A 20366-nucleotide genomic window follows, 5' to 3' on the forward strand; every position below is an offset into this window, starting at 1 on the left:
GGAGCACCGGCGGGGGCCTTCTGCTTTTCAGGAGCGGATGCGCGCGGCCAGCTCGCGCTGGCTGAGGGCGTTCTTCTCCAGCAACAGCTCCAGGAGGGCGCGGAGGATCTTCGAGCTCTTCTCCTGGTTCACTCGCACCGTCTCCAGGCGCTGCAGCTCCTCGGGGGTGAAGCCCGCGGGAGCCGTGGAGCCGCCCGCCAGAATCTCATCCAGCAGGTCCGAGGCGCTGGAGCCACCGCTCGGAGCGGGGGCGGGCTCGGGGGCGGCCTGCGAGGGGGCAACCTCGGCGATGCGCTTCACCACCGTGTTGCCGCTCATGTCGACGACCTTGAACTCGTCCCCCCCCTCCTCGTCGGCGGACTCGAGCGCGCGCCGCTGGCCGCTGTAGCGCGTGCTCATGACGGGCTCCTGGCCGCGGTAGTGGCGCAGGATGGCGGCTTCAATCTCGCGGTCGCTGGCGATGACGACCACCACGCGGGCACGGGCGCGGGCGGCGACCTGATCCACGGTGTTCAGGTCCGTGGGGTCCGCCATGGCGAGCACCAGCGTCTTGCCGTTGTCCTTGATGGCGACGGGGAAGATGCCCTTCTGCTCGGCCATGGTGACATCCACCTTGGCCAGGGCGCCCGCGTCGCGGGTGAGGTTGCCCAGCGTCATGCGCTGGGTGCCGGTGGCCTGGGCAATGGCGCTGAGGACGGTCTCCTCCTTGGCGAGCCCCATGTCGGTGACGACGCGGGACAGGCGGCCTCCCCATTGGTCATGCCGGGCGAGCGCGCTGCGCAGCTGCAGCTCGTCGATGACGCGGGCCTTGACGAGGAGTTCTCCAATACGGTTGCGCGGTGGGGGCGGTGGTGCGGCCATGGCCCCAGTGTAACGTCAGGAGCGCGAGAACGATGAATTCTGACTTCCGCGAGTGCTTGGCCGAGGGGGTGGCCCTGTTCAACGCTGGCCGTTGGTACGAGGCTCACGAACTCTGGGAGGAGGCCTGGAGGCGCGAATCCGGCCCTCGCCGGGCACTGCTACAGGGGCTCATCCAGGTGGCGGCGGGCTGGCTGAAGCAGACGGAAGGCCGGGCGGAGGGTGCTCGGACGCTCTTTGGGCGGGCGCTCGAGCGCCTGGAGCCCCTTCCCACCCCCTGCGAAGGGGTCGACGTGGGAGTCCTGGTGTCGCAGGTGCGCCAGTGGCGCGAGGCAGGCGCCCACGGCACCCCCGTGCTGACATTCCACCCGGTACAGGAGGCGTGAATCGATGCAGCCCTTCGCGGACGAGCAGGTGCAGAGCTGCCCTTACTGTGGGGAGGAGGTGGAGGTGCAGGTGGATGCGATAGGGCCGTCCTCAGAGCAGTACGTGGAAGACTGCCCGGTGTGCTGCCGGCCGTGGACGGTCTCCGTGTCCCGAGACGGGGAGGAGGTCTTCGTCAGCCTGGGGCGGGACGACGACTGAGCGGCTCGCCTTGACACGTTTCAAAGCATGGTTCTCTTGAGACTAACGAAGCGCGGCTCACCGAAGAGGCGGGGGCCGCCGAGACCACAACAACAACGAGTTTTTTGAGCCGTCCGCTGTCTCAGCGAGACGAAGAGGAGAAGACCATGCTGAATCGCTGGAATCCGTTCGAGTTTGGCAATGGCGCGGTGGTGACGAGTCACCTGCGGGACTTCGACCAGCTCTTCCAGGAGTTGACGGGGCAGGCCGCACGCCAGGGCCGTGAGCTCGCGCCGCCCACCGACATCTTCGAGACCGAGGCCGGTGTCTCCCTGCAGGTGGACCTGCCAGGGCATGATCCGAAGTCCATCGAGGTGAAGGTGGAGAAGAACGTCCTGACCCTGCGCTCCGAGCGCAAGGCGGACGTGGCCCAGAAGGAGAGCGCGAAGCGTCTGGAGCGCGCCTTCGGCGTCTACACCCGCAGCTTCAAGCTGCCGGACACCGTGGACGCGAGCAAGGTGGAGGCCCGCTACGAGGCCGGCGTCCTCACGCTGACGATGCCGCGCAAGGAGGAGTCCAAGCCCCGCGTCATCGAGGTGAAGGTGCAGGGCTAAGCGGCAGGGGTAGGGGAGTGGTGGGCTCGGGGTGAGGGGCGTTTGGACGCCACACGCTCACCCTGACCCTCCCCTTTCGAGGGGAGGGTAGGCCCAGGGGAAGAGGGGCTTCGCCAGGCGGCGAGGCCCCTTTTCTACTTCTTGGTGCCGAGCGCCAGCGGGATGCGGAACAGCTCGAGCACCTGCTGCACGTCCAGCGGCTTGGCCAGGCACGCGATGGCGCCGGCCTGCTTGGACTGCTCCACCACCTCGGGCGAGTGGTTGGACGTCATGGTGATGAGCCGCACGCTCTCCATCTGCTTGCGAGCGCGGATGCGGCGGCACACCTCGAGACCGTCGATGTCCGGCATGTTCAAGTCGATGAGCATGCCGTGGGGCTTCTGCTCGGACACGAGCAGCAGCGCCTCGACGCCGCTGCTGGTGCTCTGCAGCTCCACCTGGGCCGCGTAGGGCTTGAACGCGCGCTTGATGGCGTCCAGCACGGGGCGCTCGTCATCCACGACCAGCAGCTTCACCGTCCCGCTGCCCAGCTCGTCAGGCACGGGCATCTGGTGGGTGATCAGGAAGGCGCGCAGGTCGGCCGAGCGCACGCGGCGGTGACCGCCAGGCGTGCGGAAGGCCATCAGGATGCCCCGGTCGATCCACTTGCTCACGGTCGACGGATCCACTTGCAGCAACCGACTGATGTCGTGGGTGGTGTACAGCTGGTCCGTCGTGCCCGACGGCAGCAACTCTTCCTTTGGCTGACCAGAACCGGTGCTCATGGAATTAAACACCTACCTTGAAACCGAGGTTACTTCAACCCAACCCGACTGCTTTTCGACTCCGACCGTTTCATCAAACCTACCACGTCTTCCCACCGACCACTCGCCTTCAGACACAGCTCGACCAGTTCCCGTGCGGCTCCATGGCCTCCGCGGCTCTGGGCCACGAAGTGTGCTTCCTGCCGCACCTCCACCACGGCATCGGCCGGACAGGCCGACAATCCTACCCGTGACATAGGACCCAGGTCATTCAGGTCGTCCCCCATATAAGCACAGGACTCAGCGGGTATGGAGAACTGGCTGAGCAGTTCGTCCAGAGCGGGCCCTTTTTCCTTCTTTCCCTGGAGAATAGCTGCCAGCCCCAGCTCTCGCCCACGAACATCGACAATGGAGGAAGTCCGGGCAGTCAGGATGGCGGCCGGGAGGCCTACCAGGCGGGCCATGACGAGGGCGTGGCCATCCTTCACGTCGAAGCGCTTCATCAGCTCGCCGTCGCTGCCGTAGTAGAGGCCGCCGTCGGTGAGCACGCCGTCACAGTCGAACACGAGCAGCCGCACCCGGGCGGCCCGGGCGTTCAGCTCCTCCTTGGTCGGCTTGGGAAGCGCCTCGATCATGACGCGGCGGGTTCATGCCCCAGAGCGCGGCGGATGGCCAGTACACTTCGCACCACATCCTCGAACATCTGCGGGTTCAGCGAGCAGGGACCGTCGCAGAGGGCCTTGTCGGGATCCTCGTGGACCTCCGTAAAGAGGGCGTCGATGCCTGCCGCGGCGGCGGAGCGGGCCAGGAGCGACACGTACTTTCGCTCGCCGGCCGTCTCGCCGTTGCCGGCCGAAGGCAGCTGGACGGAGTGGGTGGCATCAAAGCAAACGGAGAGGCCGGCCTCGCGCATCTGGAGGAAGCCTCGCATGTCCACCACGAGGTTGTTGTAGCCGAAAGTGGCACCGCGCTCGGTGACGAGCACGTTGGGGTTGCCCGACTCGATGGCCTTGCGCGCCGAGTGGACGATGTCCTTGGGCGCCACGAACTGGCCCTTCTTGAGGTTCACGCCCCGGCCGCTCTTGGCCACGGCCTCCACCAGGTCCGTCTGGCGGCAGAGGAAGGCCGGAATCTGGATGATGTCCACCACCTCGGCGGCGGGGCCCACGTGGCTCGTCTCGTGGACGTCGGTGAGGATGGGGACGCCGACCTCGTCACGGATGCGGCGGAGCACTCGGAGGCCCTCCTTGAGGCCGGGGCCGCGGAAGGACTTGCCGCTGGTGCGGTTGGCCTTGTCGTAGGAGCACTTGAAGGCGTACGGCACGCCCAGCTTCTGGGTGATGCCCTTGAGCAGGTGCGCGTGGCGCAGCGCCAGCTCCTCGGACTCGATGACATCCGGCCCGGCGATGACGAACAGCTTCTGACCGGGACCGACTTGATGGCCTGCGAGGGTGATCATGATGCCTTTTCCTGAGTGCCGCGGGTGGCGTCCCGCTGGGCGAGCGCCGCCTTGATGAAGCCAGAGAAGAGCGGGTGCGGCGCGAACGGCTTGCTCTTGAACTCGGGGTGGGACTGGCAGCCGATGAAGAATGGGTGGTCCTTCAGCTCAATCATCTCCACCAGGTTGAGCTCGGGGTTGTGGCCGGAGATGAGCATCCCGGCCTCCTGGAGCCGGCCGCGGTAGGCGTTGTTCACCTCGTAGCGGTGGCGGTGGCGCTCCTGGATGACGTCCTGCCCGTAGAGCTTGTGCGAGAGGGTGCCAGGCTGGAGCGCGCAGGCGTAGCTGCCCAGGCGCATGGTGCCGCCCTTGTCCTGCACCTTCACCTGGCTCTCCATGAGCGTCACCACGGGGTGCGGGGTGTGCTCATCGAACTCCAGCGAGTTGGCGCCCTGGAGCCCCAGCACGCTGCGGCTGAACTCCACCACCGCCATCTGCAGGCCCAGGCAGATGCCAAAGAAGGGGAGCTTCTTCTCGCGGGCGTAGCGCACGGCGGCGATCTTCCCCTCGGTGCCGCGCACGCCGAAGCCGCCGGGGACCAAGACAGCGTCCACGCCGGACAGCAGCTTCTCGGCGCCCTGCTGCTCGACGTCCTGGCTGTCCACGAAGACGAGCTGGACCCGCGTGTCGTTGGCGATGCCGCCGTGGAGCAGCGCCTCGTTGAGGCTCTTGTAGCTCTCCTTGAGGTCCACGTACTTGCCGACGATGCCGACCTTCACCTCGCCACGGGCGGGCTGGTAGATGCGGCGGGTGATGTTCTCCCAGCGCTCCAGGTGGGGCGCGCGGCTCCAGATGTTGAGGACCTCGGCCAGCCGCTCATCCAGGCCCTGACGGTGCAGCTCCAGCGGCAGCTCGTAGACGCTCTTCACGTCCGGCGAGGTGAACACGTTGCCCGTGTCCACGTTGCAGAACATGGCGATCTTGTCCTTGAGCTCCTTGGAGATTTCCCGATCCGTGCGGCACAGCAGGAAGTCCGGCTGGATGCCGATCTCCCGCAGCTTCATCACCGAGTGCTGGGTGGGCTTGGTCTTCACCTCGCCGGCCGCGCTGATGTACGGCAGCAGCGTGAGGTGCACGTAGACGGCGTTCTGGCTGCCCACGTCGTAGCGCATCTGGCGGATGGCCTCGAGGAAGGGCAGCGACTCGATGTCGCCCACGGTGCCGCCGACCTCGACGATGACGACGTCCACGTCCTGGGAGGCCTGGCGGATGTTGGCCTTGATCTCGTCGGTGATGTGGGGAATCACCTGGACCGTCTTGCCCAGGTACTCCCCGCGCCGCTCCTTCATGATGACGGAGTGGTAGATGCGGCCGGTGGTGAAGTTGTTGAGCCGGCTCATGCGAGCGTTGGTGAACCGCTCGTAGTGGCCGAGGTCCATGTCGGTCTCGCCACCGTCCTCGGTGACGTAGACCTCGCCGTGTTGGAAGGGGCTCATCGTGCCGGGATCCACGTTGATGTAGGGATCCAGCTTGATGAGGGTGATGTTGAGCCCTCGGTTCTCCAGCAGGGCGCCGATGGACGCGGAGGCGAGCCCCTTGCCCAGGGAGCTGACGACGCCGCCGGTCACGAAGATGTATTTGGTCTTCTTCGAGCGCATGTCCCTTCCTGCCAAGGCAGGGGGGATGCGTCAATGATTCTGTGGAGCCCGGCAGGGTTGGCGTGCGTCTGAACGGACGGCTCAGGTGCCGTCCTGACCCTTGGGGCGGGAGTGGGCGTAGTCGCGGGCCTCGGGCTCGCCGACGCGGAAGTCGCGCAACGGACAGTGACGGCAGGTCCACCCGTCCCAGGCGCGCTTCACGGCCAGGTGCAGGCAGCGGTCGTAGTGGAAACAGAAGAGGTTGCGTTGGGCCTCCACCGCTCCCTCTTCACGGATGGCCGAGGGCAAGGGGGTGGGGCAGGGTGTGATCGGCACGGCTGGGTTCTCCAGAGAAGTCTTGAGGCTTCCCCCCCGGCTGCAAACAGGTTGAGCGCGTGCACATTCCCGAAACTGGAGTGAGGAGTGGGGACATAAAAAGGCCCGCTCTCCCCGTGCGCCCCTTTCGGGTACTGCGCGCATGGGAGGGCGGGCCCTCACTGCTGGCTCCACATCCGCCGGGTGGCTAGTGCGCCATGCCAGCGGAGGTGGATGCCTGACTGATGTTGGTCAAGGCATCACCTCCTTTCGTCTGCGGCACCAGTGTTAATCAAGAGCAGGGTGCGTGCGCTAGTGCTTGATGTGGGCAATGTTGGCTGGCGCGCAGGCTGGCTGCTCTCCATCCGGCCGGGCGCATGGGCTCTGGGCGGGCGAGAGGCCCTGCACTCGGCACTCTCTTGCTCACCCTGCGCGTGAAGCTGTTCGCCCAGCGCGAGGAGATGCCGGTGGACCTCGCGCTCGGAGTTCACGTGGGCCCGTCGGTGGGCAGTGGCATGGCGCTCGCCCGGGAGCCGCGCGCCCTTCCCAGTCTCATGGTGGGCCGCCAGTTCCACCGTCTGCGCGCTGCTCTCGATGCCGGCCTTCTGTTGCGGCCTCGCACCATCCTGAGCCCGGACAAGCACATCCAGGACGAGCTCGATCACGCGCTGCGCCTCGGCGGGACCTTGTCCACCCTGGGCTCCGGTCTGCGCGGAGAGCTGGCCCTCATGGGCTCGGTGCCCTTGTACCGGGGAGGCGCCTTCATCGAGGCTCTCGCGGGTGCACGTCTTCCCGTGAGTGCCTCGGTCGAGGCGTATGCCATGGCTGGAGAGGAGGATGCCTGTCCCCTCGTGCCGGGCATCCCCGAGATGCACGGCTGTCCCGCGCAGGACACGGTGCTCGACCACTTGGACAACTGTCCGGATGCAGCGGGCCCTCCGGCCAACCAGGGCTGTCCAGAAGAGGAGAAGCAGCTGGTGGCCATCCAAAGAGCTCGCATCGAGATCCGCGACACGGTCCACTTCAACTTCGACAAGGCCACCATCTCGCCCGGAAAGGCGTGGCCCGCGAGTGCATGGAGGCCCGGGGCTTCGGTGAGGATCGCCCCGTCCAGACCAACGCCACCGACGCGGGGCGCGCGGCCAACCGGCGCGTGGACTTCATGACTCGCTACACGCCCTCCGCCCCCTGATGGAGCGGTAGGGTGTCATCCAGTGGAAGAGAGGGTCCGCAAGTGTAGGTGCGGTTTCCAGCCATGCTGGACGCACGCCTGCTGATCAGGGGGGCTCCAGGCCAGGACGTGGCAAGCGCACACCAGTTTCGTAGAATCTGGAAGCCTCTTCGGTTGCGTGGCTGACGGGAGTTCCTTGCTCTGTGCCAGCGTGGCTGCTACCTCCGTACAGGCCTGAAAAATTCTGCCATGCCTGACGGGGGCTGCGTTCGTATGAAGCTCAAGAGCCTGGTGTTGCTGTTACTGGGAGTCTGGGCGGTCAGTGCCTGCGGCGAGGAGACTCGCGCGCTCGAGACAGAGCTGTCGCCCGAGGCCGTGGCCACGACGAGCCAAGCTGCCCGCAGCACGGACAAGGTGCTCATCCTCGCCAGCAGCGTCAATGGGGGCATGGACAGCCGCGAGGCGCAGGCGGTGCGCACCTACTCGCCGTCCACGGAGATCCACGTCAAAACCCCGGACGAGTGGCGCGCGATGACGGCCCAGCAGTTCATGGAGTACCGCGCCCTCATCATCGGCGACGCGGCCTGTCAGAGCGGCACGGCCGCGCTCGATGCCGCGGTGGAGTCCCGCAGCCGGTGGGGTGCCATCGTCGACAGCAACGTGGTGATCATCAGCTCGGATCCGTCCAGCAACAACACCGATTTCCTGGTGGATAACGCGATCAACTCGGTGGTGGTCGACTCGATCCAGTACCGCACCGGCATGTACATCGCGCTGGGCTGCGCGTACCAGAATGCGCCAGCCAACACGGTGGTGACGCTGCTGGAGCCGTTCGGCACCTTCAAGGTGCAGGGAGTCCCCGGCTGCGCGCGGTCCGCGCACATGTTCCAGATGTCCCCGGTCACCCTGTCGAACGGCGTCTATGACGACGCGCTGATTGGCTTGGGGGAGTGCGCGGCGCGCTCGGTGTTCACCCAGTACCCGGACCACACCTTCTCGCACGCGGCCATTGCCACGAGGACCAGTGGCCCGCCGCTTCCCGGCGAGAAGGAGTATCTCGACTACCAGATCGATTGGGGCACGCCGACAGCCTTCCACGGAGCTCCTTATGTCCTGGTGCGCGGCGCCATGGCGTGGAGCGCTGGTTGCGGCGATCAGGACAACACCCCCGACGGCGAGCAGTGCGATGCGGGTGACGGCACCAATGGCCAGCCCGCGGGACCTGGACAGAGCCCGGATACGACTTGCTCGTTCGCTTGCCGCCTCAACTGGTGTGGTGACGGCGCCGTGGATGTGGCGCAGGGCGAGGAGTGCGACAACGGCACCGCCAACGGCCGCACGGGCGACGTGAGCGGCGACATTGGCGCGTGCACCTCGTTCTGCAAGCGCCCCAATATCGCCCCGCCCAACCGTCCCCCGGTGGCGCTGTGCCGCAACGTGACGGTGTCCGTCTCGAACACCTGCGGCGCGCCCGCGAACATCAACAACGGCTCCAGTGATCCGGATGGGGACCCGATCACCTGCACGCAGAATCCCGCGGGCCCGTACCCCGTGGGCCCCACGACGGTGACCCTGACGTGCTCGGACTCCCGAGGGTTCGGCTCTTGCTCGGGGACGGTGATGGTGGCGGACTCCGGGGCGCCGACGGTGACGATCGATGGTCCGGCCAGCGAGGCCTTGGAGTGCACGCGCGGCGCCACGTACGCGGAGCTGGGCGCCACGGCGCGAGACCTGTGCGAGGGCGCGCTGCCCGTGAGCCTGTCCGGCTCGGTGAACATGGGCTCGCCGGCCACTTACACGCTGACCTATACGGCGCGGGACTCGGTTGGCAATCAGGGGTCGGCCTCGCGCACGGTGGTGGTGTCCGACACGCTGCCGCCGTCCCTCTCCCTGGTGGGAGCGCCCACGATGGCGCAGGAGTGCGGCGTCGCGTTCACGGATCCCAGCGCCACCGCCACCGACCAGTGCGCGGGGACGCTGCCTGTCACCGTCAGCGGCACGGTGAATGATCGCGTGCGTGGCCCCTACACGCTGACGTACAGCGCGAACGATGGGCACGGGCACACGGTGTCCAAGGACCGCATGGTGAGCGTGCGCGACACGCGGGCGCCCGTCGTGACAATCACGGGCCCGCTGGGCGTCAATGTGGAGTGCGGCGGCCCGTACACGGAGCTGGGCGCCACGGCGAACGACCTGTGCGCCGGGCCGCTGGCGGCGCTGCCGACCAGCGCTCCGGAGCCGGCCGTGGTGGGCGCCTACCCCATCATCTACCAGGCGGTGGATCCCGACGGGAACGTGGGCACGTCGGTCGACAGCCGCACGGTGAACGTGCGCGACACGTTGAAGCCGGTGCTGACGCTGACGGGCGCCAATCCGCAGCCGCTGGAGTGCGGCACGGCGTGGTCGAACCCAGGGGCCACGGCCCAGGACCAGTGCGAGGGCCCGCTGACGAACCGGATCACGGTGAGCGGCTCGGTGGATCACCAAGCGCCGCGGCAGTACACGGTGACCTACAGCGTGAGCGACAGGTACGGCAATACGGAGACGAAGGATCGCGCGGTGAGCGTGCGCGACACGCTGCCGCCCGCCATCACAGTGGTGGGCCCGCTGCAGGACTCGGCCGAGTGCGGCTCGACGTACGTGGATGGTGTGGTGCAGGCCGAGGACGTCTGCGCCGGAACGCTGCCGGTGACGCGGACGGTGGCGGGAGACACGCGGCGTCCGGGCACGATGACCATCGAGTACTCGGCCACCGACCCGTCCGGCAACCAGGCCGTGTCGGCGGACCGCCGCACGGTGTCGGTGGTGGATACGCAGGCCCCGGTGCTGTCGCTGCGCGGCACGGCGAGGCAGCGGCTGGAGTGCGGCACGGCTTTCACGGACCCGGGCGCGGTGGCCACGGACGTGTGCTTTGGGGACCTCTCGGGCTCGGTCACGCTCGCGGGCAGCGTGGAGCATGGAGCGGTCGGTGACTACACGCTGCGCTACGATGTGACGGATGGCGCGGGCAACCGCGCGGCGCCGGCTGTCCGCACGGTGGAGGTGCGTGACACGCTGCCGCCGGTGCTGACGGTGCTGCCGCCGTTCAACGCGCGCGTGCAGTGTGATCATCAGCAGTTCCAGGACCCCGGCGCCACGGCGAGCGACGTGTGCGCGCTGGACCTGACCGGCTCCATCCAGAGGCAGGGCCTGGTGGACACGGGCCTGCCGGGCACCTACTCGCTGAGCTACCGCGTGGTGGACCCGTCCGGCAACGAGGCCACGGCCAACGCGGCGCGCTCGGTGTCGGTGGTGGATGACCTGCCGCCCACCCTTGAGCTGGTGGGTGCGGCCACCGAGAACGTGGAGTGCGGCGCGGCCTATACCGAGCAGGGCGTCCGGGCCACCGACCTGTGCTTCGGCGACCTGTCCGACCGCATCGTGCGCGTGGGCCAGGTGGACTCCGCCGTGCCGAGCGACTACTCCATCGTCTACAGCGTGACCGACCCGTCCAACAACACGGCGAGCACGCAGCGCATGGTGAAGGTGCGCGACACGCTGAAGCCGGTGCTGACGCTGACGGGCGCCAATCCGCAGCCGCTGGAGTGCGGCACGGCGTGGGTGAGCCCGGGCGCCACGGCCCATGACCAGTGCGCGGGGCCGCTGACGGCTCAGATCTCCGTCACGGGGACGGTGGATCATCAGGTGCCGGACCAGTACACGGTGACCTACAGCGTGAGCGATGGACGCGGCAACACGGAGATGCAGGAGCGCGCGGTGAGCGTGCGCGACACGCTGCCGCCCGCCATCACGGTGGTGGGCCCGCTGCAGGACTCGGCCGAGTGCGGCTCGACGTACGTGGACGGTGCGGTGAGGGCCGAGGACGTCTGCGCCGGGACGCTGCCAGTGACGCGGACGATCAACGGAGACACGCTGCGTCCGGGCACGATGACCATCGCGTACTCGGCGACGGATCCCTCGGGCAATCAGGCCGTGGCGGCGGATCGCCGCACGGTGTCGGTGGTGGACACGCAGGCGCCGGTGCTGTCGCTGCGCGGCACGGCGACGCAGCGGCTGGAGTGTGGCACGGCCTTCACGGAACCGGGCGCGGTGGCCATGGACGTGTGCTTCGGGGACATCTCGAGCTCGATCACGCAGACGGGCAGCGTGGACCCTGGCGCCGTGGGCGACTACACGGTGCGCTACGAGGTGACGGACGGCGCGGGCAACCGGGCGACGGCCGCGAGCCGCATGGTGCAGGTGCGCGACACGCTGCCTCCGACGCTGACGGTGCTGCCGCCGTTCAACACGCGCGTGCAGTGTGACCATCAGGCATTCCAAGATCCCGGCGCCACGGCAAGCGACGTGTGCGCGCTGGACCTGACGGGCTCCATCCAGCGGCAGGGCTTGGTGGACACGGGCCTGCCGGGCACCTACTCGCTGAGCTACCGCGTGGTGGACCCGTCCGGCAACGAGGCCACGGCCTCCACGGCGCGCTCGGTGTCGGTGGTGGATGACCTGCCGCCCACCCTTGAGCTGGTGGGTGCGGCCACCGAGAACGTGGAGTGCGGCGCGGCGTACGTCGAGGCGGGCGTGAAGGCCACCGACCTGTGCTTCGGCGACCTGTCTGACCGCGTCACGCGCGTCGGCGAGGTGAACCCCGCCAAGCCGGGCGACTACCCCATCGTCTACAGCGTGACCGACCCGTCCAACAACACGGCGACCACGCGGCGCGATGTGGCGGTGAAGGACACGACGCCCCCCACCATCGTCTGCCCCGACCCCATCGTCGTCGAGGTCCAGCCGGGGATGCAGGCGGACCTCACGCCGGCTGCCGCCCGGGCTACGGACGTGTGCTCTCAGGCGCAGGTGAGCATCCCCGTGCAGAAGCGCTTCCCGGTGGGCGACACGCAGCTCACGTACACGGCGACGGACGAGGCGGGCAACACCGCCAGCTGCACCACGACCGTCACCGTTCGTGAGCTCAAGGTGCCGGACCCGGTGCCCGAGCCTCCCAAGCCCGGCCCGTTCGACCGCGCCCTGCTGGGTGGCGGAAGCGGTTGCTCCTCGACGTCCGGTGGGCCATCGTCGCTGGCGATGATGGGACTCGGAGTGCTCGCGGCCCTCCTGGCCCGGAGAGCCCGGAGGCAATGATGGGGTGGGCAGGGCTCGCAGCGATGCGAGCGCGGAAGCGTGTGCAACCAGGTTTGCTGGTCGTGGCCCTCGTGTTTCTGAGCGCCACGGCCTTCGCCCAGCCCGAGGGTGTGCCCACCTTCGAACTGGAGCTCCTCAAGCTCAACCCTGGCGCCGTGGGCTCCCTGTTGGTGGGCACCGGCGAGCCGCTTCCCGACGGCGACTACCGCTTCTCCCTCGCTGTCCACTACGAGAACGATCCGCTCCTGCTCTTCGAGAACGGCAAGCAGCTCGGCGCGGTGGTGCGGCACCGGGCCACGACGCACCTGACCGCCGCCTACGGTCTGTTTGGATGGCTGGAGGTGGGCGCCCAGCTCCCCGTGGTGCTCATCCAGCGCGGCGATGACCTGACGGACCTGGGCGTGAGCGGGCTCTCGGGAGGTCCGGCGGTCGGCACCCCGCTGCTCACGGTGCAAGGCCAGTTGCTCTCCCAGGCCAAGAAGGATCACCTGGTGGACCTCGCGCTGGGCCTCCACATGGGGTTGCCCATCGGCAGCTCCGCGGCGCTTTCCCGGGAGCTGCGGGCCATTCCCAGCCTCATGGTGGGCCGCACCGGTGAGTCCCTCCGCGGCGCCCTCGAGGTCGGCATGCTGCTGCGCCCTCGCACCGTGCTGACCCAGGACGAGAACGTGCAGGATGAGCTCGGGCATGCGATGCGCTTCACCGGAGGGCTGTCCAGCCTCGGGCCCCGCCTGCGCGGAGAGCTAGCCCTCAGCACCCTGGTCCCCCTCAAGCGTCAGGGACTCTCCATTGAGGTGCTGGGGGGCGCCCGCTGGCCCGTGAAGGAGGCCTTCGAGGCGTTCGCTCTGGCGGGCCTGGGCTTTGGCAACGCCCCGGGCACCCCGGACTTCCGCATTCTGCTCGGCATGGCGTACGGCCGCCCGCGTCCCGCTGCGGTCGAAGTGGCTCCTCCCGTGAAGGAGCCGGAGCCCCCGCCTCCGCCAAAGGACACGGATGGCGACGGCGTCGTGGACGGCGAGGACGCGTGTCCGGCGGCCACGGGCAAGCTGGGCATGAAGGGCTGCCCAGATGAGGACAATGACGGTATCGAGGATGGCGGAGACATGTGCCCCACCGAGGCCGGGCCGGCGGAGCGTCAGGGTTGCCCGCCGAAGGACTCGGATGGCGATGGCGCGCTGGACGAGGTGGACAACTGTCCCACCGAGCCCGGGCCGCTCGACCACAGTGGCTGCCCGCCCGCGGACCGCGACAACGACACGGTCGAGGACCTGTCCGACAACTGCCCCGACGAGTTCGGCCCGCCGGACAACCAGGGCTGCCCGCCGGAGGAGAAGCAGCTGGTCGTCATCCAGCGAGACCGCATCAAGATCAACGACACGGTCTACTTCGACTTCGACAAGGCGACGATCCAGCCGCGCTCGTTCCCGCTGCTGGACCAGGTGGCGAAGGTCATCCTCGAGCACCCAGAGATCGTCTCGGTGAGCGTCGAAGGCCACACGGACGACTCGGGGCCCGCCGAATACAACCGGGGCCTGTCGCAGCGGCGCTCGGAGGCGGTGCGTGACTACCTCATCGGCAAGGGCGTGGCGCCTGAGCGTCTGGAGGCCAAGGGCTACGGTGAGGATCGCCCCATCGCCTCCAACGCCACCACCGCCGGGCGAGCAACCAACCGTCGCGTGGAGTTCATCACTCGATACTCGGCCTCGGGTGGACAGTAGGCAGGCGGGCAGCCCCTCGGCGGCTGCCCCTCTTGCGACTGTCAGGCAGCCGCCGTACCGGCTGATGACTTTGGTGACAAGTCTCCTTCGGAGGGGCACCCGCTGGGCCGGCTCCTTGCTGGCCTGAATTACGGTGAATAGCTCCTTTCCGGGCCCGATTCCTCGCGGGCCTGGGGGAGTGCTGTCACGTGAAGCTCAAGAGCCTTGGGGCGTTGTTGGTGTTGGCATGGGTGGCCAGTTCCTGCGGTGAAGAGGTGAAAGAGCCGGGGAGCGACCTCTCGCCGGAGAGGGTGCGTGACACACGCCAGGGGGCCCGCAGTACCAATAAGGTTCTGATCCTGGACAGCAGCGTGAGCAGTGGGAACGGGAGCCGCGAGGCCCGCGCCCTCAGGCACCTGGATTCCAGTGTCCAGATCGATGTGAAGACTCCCGCGGAGTGGCGCGCGATGACGGCCGAGCAGTTCATGGCGTACCGCGCCCTCATCATTGGCGACGGGGCCTGCCAGAGCGGCACGGCCGCGTTCGACGCCGCGGTGGAGACCCGCGCCAGGTGGGGCGCCATCGTCGACAGCAACGTGGTGCTCATCAGCTCGGACCCATCCCACAACCGCACCGAGCAGCTCCTGGAGAACGCGCTCAAGTTCGTTCTCGTGGACTCGATCCAGTACCGCACCGGCATGTACATCGCGCTGGGCTGCGCGTACCAGAACGCGCCGGCCAACACAGCGGTGGACCTGCTGGAGCCGTTCGGCGCCTTCTCGGTGCAGGGCGTGCCGGGCTGCGCGTCCACGGGTCACATCTTCCAGATGTCCCCCGTGACGCTGTCCGATGGCCTCACGGATGGCTCGCTGGAGGGTGACGGGTGCGTGGCGCGCTCGGTGTTCACGAGCTATCCGCGCAACACCTTTGCGTTCGCGGCCATCGCGACCGGCACGGAGAGCACGCCGCTCCCCGGCCAGCAGACGCACATCGACTATTGGTACGAGCCGGGCGCGGAGACTCCCTTTATGGGCACGCCCTTCGTCCTCGTGCGCGGCGCCATGGCGACGAGCGCCGGTTGCGGCGGTGACTCCAACAACGTTCCGTCCGAGGAGCAGTGCGACATGGGCGACGTCTACAACGGTCAGCCCAACACCGGTGGCCAGAATCCAAGCGCGACCTGCTCGTTCTCCTGCCGCCTCCACTGGTGCGGTGACGGCGCCGTGGACGAAGGCGAGGAGTGCGACGCCGGCAGCAACAACGGCCGCTCGGGCGATGCGGACGGCGACATCGGCGCGTGCACCTCGTTCTGCAAGATTCCCAACATCCCGCTGCCCAACCGGCCTCCGGTGGCGCGGTGCCGGGACGTGACGGTGGCCGCGACGAACACCTGCGACCGCCCGGCCGACATCAACAACGGCTCCAGTGACCCGGATGGCGATGACATCGAGTGCACGCAGAACTCAGCCGGCCCGTACACCATCGGCAGCCACACGGTGACCCTGACCTGCACGGACCCGTCGGGCGACATGGGCATGTGCACGGCCACGGTGACGGTGACGGACTCGGTGGCGCCGGTGGTGACCCTCTTTGGCCCCGCCAGCGAGACGCTGGAGTGCGTGCGCGGCGTCACGTATGAGGACCCAGGAGCTTCGGCGAGTGATCTGTGCGAGGGCGCGATGCCTGTCACGGTCTCTGGCTCGGTGAACCTGGCGAGCCCCCGGGGCTACCCGCTGACCTATACGGCCCGGGACGCGTCCGGCAACACGGGCTCGGCCACGCGCACGATCTCCGTCGCGGACACGAAGGCGCCGGTCATCACTGTGACGGGCTCGGACCGCCTGTCGCACGAGTGCGGCACGCCGTTCATTGACCCGGGTGCCACGGCGAGCGACGTGTGCGCCGGCACGGTGCCCGTCACCGCGACGCAGTCGGGCAGCTTGAGCCAGCCGGGCACCTTCACCATCTCCTACGCGGCGGTGGATCCGTCGGGCAACCGCACCACCTCGCCCACCGTGCGCACGGTGATGGTGACCGATGACACCCCGCCCACGCTGGTGCTGCTGGGCTCGGACAAGCAGTCGTACGAGTGCGGCACGCCCTTCGTCGACCCGGGCGCCAAGGCCAGCGATCTCTGCGCCGGGGACCTGAGCGGCCAGATTGTCCGCACCGGCTCCGTGGACACCGCCAAGCTGGGCTCCTACACGATCCAGTACTCCGTGACGGATCCGTCCCAGCACACGGTGACGGCGAGCCGCCAGGTGTCCGTGAAGGACACGACGCCTCCCAACATCCTGTGCCCCGAGCCCATCGTCGTCGACCTGAAGGAGGGCGCGCTGGTCAACGTGACGCCGGGGGCGGCGAAGGCCACGGACTCGTGCTCCGAGGCCCGGGTGATCACCCCCACGCAGGCGAGCTTCCCGCTGGGCACCACGCCCGTGACGTACACGGCGACGGACGAAGCGGGGAACACCGCGAGCTGCACCACGACCATCACCGTGCGCGAGCTCTCGGGGCCGGGCACCCCGTCCGAGCCTCCCGGCCGCGGACCCTTCGACCGCGCGCTGATGGGCGGCGGCAACGGGTGCTCCTCCACCAGCAGCGGCCCCTCGTCGCTGGCGGTGATGGCGCTGGGCCTGTTCGCGGCCCTGGCGTTCCGGAAGCGCACGCAGAAGCGCGGGCTCGCCGTGGCGACGGTGCTCGTGGCGGCCACGGCCACGGCCCAGGTCGCGGGCGTGCCGACCTTCGATCTGGAGCTGCTCAAGCTGAACCCCAGCGCCAAGGGCTCGCTGCTGCTCGGCACGGGCGAGCTGATGGACCCGGGTGACTACCGCTTCTCGCTCACCACGCACTACCAGAAGGATCCGCTCGTCCTCTATGAGAACGGCACGGAGATGGGCGTGTTGGTGCGGCATCGCGCCACGGCCCACTTGGCCGCCGCGTACGGCGTGAACAAGTGGCTGGAGGTGGGAGCCCAGTTGCCCGTGGTGTTTCTTCAGCGCGGCGATGACCTGACGGGCATGGGCGTCGGCCAGCCCAAGGGGGGCGTCGCGGCCGGCACGCCGCTGTTCAACGTGCAGTTCAAGCTGCTCTCCCAGCGCGAGGACGACATGGTGGACCTCTCGGTGGGGATGCAGGCAGGGCCGCCGATCGGGAGCGCCTCGGCGCTGGCCCAGGAGACGCGCGCCACGCCCAGCCTCATGGTGGGCCACACCTTCCCCTCGCTGCGCGCGGCGATCGACGCGGGCATGCTGCTGCGGCCTCGCACGGTGCTGACGCAGGATGAGAACGTCCAGGACGAGCTCGGCCATGCGGTGCGCCTGGGCGGCATGGTCTCCTCGCTCGGCGAGGGCCTGCGCGGTGAGCTCGCCCTCAACACGCTGGTGCCGCTCAAGCGCCAGGGCTTCTCCGTCGAGATGCTGTCGGGTGCACGCTGGCCGCTGAGCGAGACGGTGGAGGCGTACGGCATGGGCGGCGTGGGCTTCGGCTCCGCGCCGGGCACTCCGGACTTCCGCGTGCTCTTCGGCGTCGCCTACGGCCGTGCGCGGCCCGCCAAGGTCGAGCTCGCCAAGTACGAGCCGGAACCCGCGCCGAAGGACTCGGATGAGGACGGCATCCTGGATGACGCGGATCGCTGCCCGAACGTCGTGGGCCTGCCCGGCTTCCAGGGCTGCCCGGACCGGGATGGCGATGGCCTGGAGGATGAGGCGGATCAGTGCCCAGCCGAGCCGGGAGCGGTGGAGCGCCGGGGCTGCCCGCAGAAGGACACGGACGGTGATGGCCTCGTGGACGAGGAGGACGCCTGTCCGACCGAGCCGGGCCCCGTGGAGCGCCAGGGCTGCCCCATCCGGGATCGCGACAATGACACGGTGGAGGACCGCGAGGACAACTGCCCGGATGAGTTCGGTTCGCCGGACAACCAGGGCTGCCCGCCGGAGGAGAAGCAGCTGGTCGTCATTCAGCACGACCGCATCAAGATCAATGACACGATCTACTTCAACTTCGACAAGGCGACGATCCAGCCGCGCTCGTTCCCGCTGCTGAACCAGGTGGCGCGCGTCATCCTCGAGCACCCGGAGATCATCTCGGTGAGCGTGGAGGGCCACACGGACGGCCAGGGCTCCGCCGATTACAACCGGGGCCTGTCGCAGCGGCGCTCGGAGGCGGTGAGGGCCTACCTCATCAGCAAGGGTGTGGACGCCGAGCGTCTGGAGGCCAAGGGCTACGGTGAGGATCGCCCCATCGCCTCCAACGCCACCAACGCGGGCCGCGCGGCCAACCGCCGAGTGGAGTTCATCACCCGCTACGGCGTGCAGGAGGGGAAGCAGTAGCAGGCAGGGGTGGGGGCCTGGGCCCTTCGGGGCTCAGGCCGCCACGAACTGCCGCTCCACCAGCCGGCGGTACAGGCCGTCCTGGCCCATCAGCGCGGAGTGGCTGCCGCTCTGGACGATCTTCCCGCCCTCCAGCACCATCACCCGGTCCGCATCCATCACCGTGGAGAGCCGGTGGGCGATGATGAGCGTGGTGCGGCCCTTCATCAGCCGGTCCAGCGCTTCCTTCACCAGGTGCTCGCTCTCGGCGTCGAGCGCGCTGGTGGCCTCATCAAGGATGAGCAGGCGCGGATCCTTCAGCATCGCTCGGGCGATGGCCACGCGCTGCTTCTGGCCGCCCGACAGCTGCACGCCGCGCTCGCCCACCAGCGTGTTGTAGCCCTCGGGGAAGCGCATGATGAAGTCGTGCGCGTTGGCCGCCTTGGCCGCCGCTTCAATCTCTGCCTGGGTGGCGTCCGCCCGGCCGTAGCGGATGTTGTCCGCGATGGAAGAGGAGAACAGCAGCGGCTCCTGGGCCACCACGCCGATCTGCTGACGCAGCCACTCCGGGTCCAGCGCCTTCAGGTCCTTGCCGTCCAGGAGAATGTGGCCGCCCTGCGGGTCATAGAGCCGCCCCAGCAGCGAGGCGATGGTGGACTTGCCCGAGCCCGAGGGACCGACGATGGCCACCGCCTCGCCGGGCTCGATGTTCAGCTCGATGCCCTGGAGCACCGGCACGTCCGGGCGCGAGGGGTAGGTGAAGCGCACGTCCTGCAGCTGCACGCGGCCCTCGGTGTGGGCAAGGCGCTCGCCGCCCGACATGGGAATGGTGGGCTGGCGATCCATCAGCTCGAAGACGCGCTCGGAGGCGCCGGCGGCCCGCATGAAGTCCGCCCACAGCTCGGTCAGCGCGCCCAGCGCGAACGCGACGAACATCGAATAGACGAGGAAGGACGTCAGCCCGCCCACGGTCAGCGAGCCATCCACCACCAGCCGCCCGCCGTACCAGAACACGGCCGCCGCGGCTGCGAAGCCGCAGAAGGAAGCCACCGCCATGAAGGTGGAGGACTGGCGGATGCGTCTGCGCGCCAGCTCGAAGGCCCTGTCCACCGCGGAGCGGTAGCGGGCCACCTCGCTCTTCTCCGCCGCGAAGGAGCGCACCGTGCGCACCCCCGAGAGGCTCTCCTCGGCCACCTCATTGGAGTTGGCCAGCGCGTCCTGCACCTCCTTGGAGAGCTTGCGCACCCCGCGCCCGTAGAACACCGCGCCCACAGCCACCGGAGGAACCACCGCCAGCATCACCAGGGTGAGCGCCGGGGAGGTGTAGAAGAGCATCGCGATGCCGCCCAGGGCCTGCACCCCGTTGCGCAGCACCATGGAGATGTTGGCGCTCACGGTGTTCTGCAGCACCGTGGTGTCCGAGGCCAGCCGGTTGGTGAGCTCTCCCGTCTTACGCTCGTCGAAGAAGGCCACCTCCTGGGACATGAGGCTGGAGAACAGCTTCTGCCGCAGCCGCGTCACCACGCGCTCGCCGGCCGTGGTGAAGAAGTAGTAGCGCAGCGCCACGGCCACGGACTGGATGGCGAAGATGACCGCCATCCCCAGCGCGATCTGATCGATCATCGCGCGATCCCTCGCGCCCAGCGCCTCGTCGATGATCTGCCGCATCTTCTGCGGGTACAGCAGGCTCATGCCGCTACCGACGACGAGGAAGAAGGTGCCCGCGATGAGGGTGCGGGTTTCCGGGCGCGCCAGGCTCAACAGCCGGCGCAGCGTCACCTTCTGGGAAACACGAGACTTGGAGGGCTTGGCGGGGGGCTTTTCCACGGCGCCCAGCCTAACCCTAGACTGGCAGCGGCGCATCGCTTCGTTCGGAGGGCGGGCGG

Annotated in this window: 14 protein-coding genes; 7 read left to right on the forward strand and 7 right to left on the reverse strand. The window is 68.5% G+C overall.

The window, feature by feature from the left end:
- Window positions 1–27: 27 nt before the first annotated feature.
- On the reverse strand, window positions 28–861 hold the full coding sequence (locus DB31_RS06480) for a GspE/PulE/PilB domain-containing protein (RefSeq protein WP_044183712.1): 834 nt from the start codon (window positions 859–861) through the stop codon (window positions 28–30).
- A gap of 32 nt (window positions 862–893) precedes the next feature.
- On the opposite strand from DB31_RS06480, the gene DB31_RS06485 reads away from it, so the two are divergent.
- From DB31_RS06485 to DB31_RS06495, 3 genes are all read left to right on the forward strand, one after another.
- A complete protein-coding gene (locus DB31_RS06485) occupies window positions 894–1244 on the forward strand; it encodes a DUF309 domain-containing protein (protein WP_052419760.1) in 351 nt (116 codons plus the stop codon).
- Window positions 1245–1248: 4 nt separating this feature from the next.
- The gene (locus tag DB31_RS06490) at window positions 1249–1443 is read left to right on the forward strand and encodes a CPXCG motif-containing cysteine-rich protein (protein WP_044183715.1); all 195 of its coding nucleotides are present in this window, start codon (window positions 1249–1251) and stop codon (window positions 1441–1443) included.
- 146 nt (window positions 1444–1589) lie between these two features.
- Window positions 1590–2036, forward strand: coding sequence for an Hsp20/alpha crystallin family protein (locus tag DB31_RS06495; RefSeq protein ID WP_044183718.1), 447 nt, complete (start codon window positions 1590–1592; stop codon window positions 2034–2036).
- Between the two features lie 134 nt (window positions 2037–2170).
- On the opposite strand, the gene DB31_RS06500 is transcribed toward DB31_RS06495, so the two are convergent.
- The 5 genes from DB31_RS06500 to DB31_RS06520 all read right to left on the reverse strand — a co-directional run bounded on the left by DB31_RS06500 (window position 2171) and on the right by DB31_RS06520 (window position 6190).
- The gene (locus tag DB31_RS06500; RefSeq protein ID WP_044183720.1) at window positions 2171–2800 is read right to left on the reverse strand and encodes a response regulator; all 630 of its coding nucleotides are present in this window, start codon (window positions 2798–2800) and stop codon (window positions 2171–2173) included.
- A gap of 29 nt (window positions 2801–2829) precedes the next feature.
- Window positions 2830–3414, reverse strand: coding sequence for a KdsC family phosphatase (locus DB31_RS06505; RefSeq protein WP_044183723.1), 585 nt, complete (start codon window positions 3412–3414; stop codon window positions 2830–2832).
- The gene (gene kdsA / locus DB31_RS06510; protein WP_044183726.1) at window positions 3411–4238 is read right to left on the reverse strand and encodes a 3-deoxy-8-phosphooctulonate synthase; all 828 of its coding nucleotides are present in this window, start codon (window positions 4236–4238) and stop codon (window positions 3411–3413) included. Before kdsA ends, DB31_RS06505 begins: the two co-directional genes overlap by 4 nt.
- Window positions 4235–5875: a CTP synthase gene (locus DB31_RS06515; protein ID WP_044183729.1), complete on the reverse strand. Its 1641-nt coding sequence runs from the start codon at window positions 5873–5875 to the stop codon at window positions 4235–4237. Before DB31_RS06515 ends, kdsA begins: the two co-directional genes overlap by 4 nt.
- An 81-nt stretch (window positions 5876–5956) precedes the next feature.
- Window positions 5957–6190: a hypothetical protein gene (locus DB31_RS06520; RefSeq protein WP_052419761.1), complete on the reverse strand. Its 234-nt coding sequence runs from the start codon at window positions 6188–6190 to the stop codon at window positions 5957–5959.
- A 398-nt stretch (window positions 6191–6588) separates the two neighbouring features.
- On the opposite strand from DB31_RS06520, the gene DB31_RS06525 reads away from it, so the two are divergent.
- The 4 genes from DB31_RS06525 to DB31_RS47800 all read left to right on the forward strand — a co-directional run bounded on the left by DB31_RS06525 (window position 6589) and on the right by DB31_RS47800 (window position 18501).
- A complete protein-coding gene (locus DB31_RS06525) occupies window positions 6589–7335 on the forward strand; it encodes a hypothetical protein (protein WP_044183732.1) in 747 nt (248 codons plus the stop codon).
- 278 nt (window positions 7336–7613) lie between these two features.
- Entirely contained in the window at window positions 7614–12473 is a 4860-nt protein-coding gene (locus tag DB31_RS44575) for an immunoglobulin-like domain-containing protein (RefSeq protein ID WP_052419762.1), read from the forward strand.
- A 62-nt stretch (window positions 12474–12535) separates the two neighbouring features.
- Window positions 12536–14191: an OmpA family protein gene (locus tag DB31_RS06535; RefSeq protein ID WP_240486556.1), complete on the forward strand. Its 1656-nt coding sequence runs from the start codon at window positions 12536–12538 to the stop codon at window positions 14189–14191.
- Between the two features lie 350 nt (window positions 14192–14541).
- The gene (locus tag DB31_RS47800) at window positions 14542–18501 is read left to right on the forward strand and encodes an immunoglobulin-like domain-containing protein (protein WP_157231851.1); all 3960 of its coding nucleotides are present in this window, start codon (window positions 14542–14544) and stop codon (window positions 18499–18501) included.
- Between the two features lie 33 nt (window positions 18502–18534).
- Here the strand turns inward: DB31_RS47800 and DB31_RS06545 are convergent, their stop codons facing one another.
- Window positions 18535–20343 (reverse strand): ABC transporter ATP-binding protein, encoded by a 1809-nt coding sequence (locus DB31_RS06545; protein ID WP_205628471.1) that lies wholly within the window; start codon window positions 20341–20343, stop codon window positions 18535–18537.
- Window positions 20344–20366 lie beyond the last annotated feature (23 nt).

This window comes from Hyalangium minutum, from assembly GCF_000737315.1.
In the GTDB taxonomy this organism is placed as follows: domain Bacteria; phylum Myxococcota; class Myxococcia; order Myxococcales; family Myxococcaceae; genus Hyalangium; species Hyalangium minutum.

Coding starts and splice junctions, on each gene's coding strand:
- DB31_RS06480 (WP_044183712.1), bottom strand. CDS start 861: ATGGCCGCACCACCGCCCCCACCGCGCAACCGTATTGGAGAACTCCTC.
- DB31_RS06485 (WP_052419760.1), top strand. CDS start 894: ATGAATTCTGACTTCCGCGAGTGCTTGGCCGAGGGGGTGGCCCTGTTC.
- DB31_RS06490 (WP_044183715.1), top strand. CDS start 1,249: ATGCAGCCCTTCGCGGACGAGCAGGTGCAGAGCTGCCCTTACTGTGGG.
- DB31_RS06495 (WP_044183718.1), top strand. CDS start 1,590: ATGCTGAATCGCTGGAATCCGTTCGAGTTTGGCAATGGCGCGGTGGTG.
- DB31_RS06500 (WP_044183720.1), bottom strand. CDS start 2,800: ATGAGCACCGGTTCTGGTCAGCCAAAGGAAGAGTTGCTGCCGTCGGGC.
- DB31_RS06505 (WP_044183723.1), bottom strand. CDS start 3,414: ATGATCGAGGCGCTTCCCAAGCCGACCAAGGAGGAGCTGAACGCCCGG.
- kdsA (WP_044183726.1), bottom strand. CDS start 4,238: ATGATCACCCTCGCAGGCCATCAAGTCGGTCCCGGTCAGAAGCTGTTC.
- DB31_RS06515 (WP_044183729.1), bottom strand. CDS start 5,875: ATGCGCTCGAAGAAGACCAAATACATCTTCGTGACCGGCGGCGTCGTC.
- DB31_RS44575 (WP_052419762.1), top strand. CDS start 7,614: ATGAAGCTCAAGAGCCTGGTGTTGCTGTTACTGGGAGTCTGGGCGGTC.
- DB31_RS06545 (WP_205628471.1), bottom strand. CDS start 20,343: ATGCGCCGCTGCCAGTCTAGGGTTAGGCTGGGCGCCGTGGAAAAGCCC.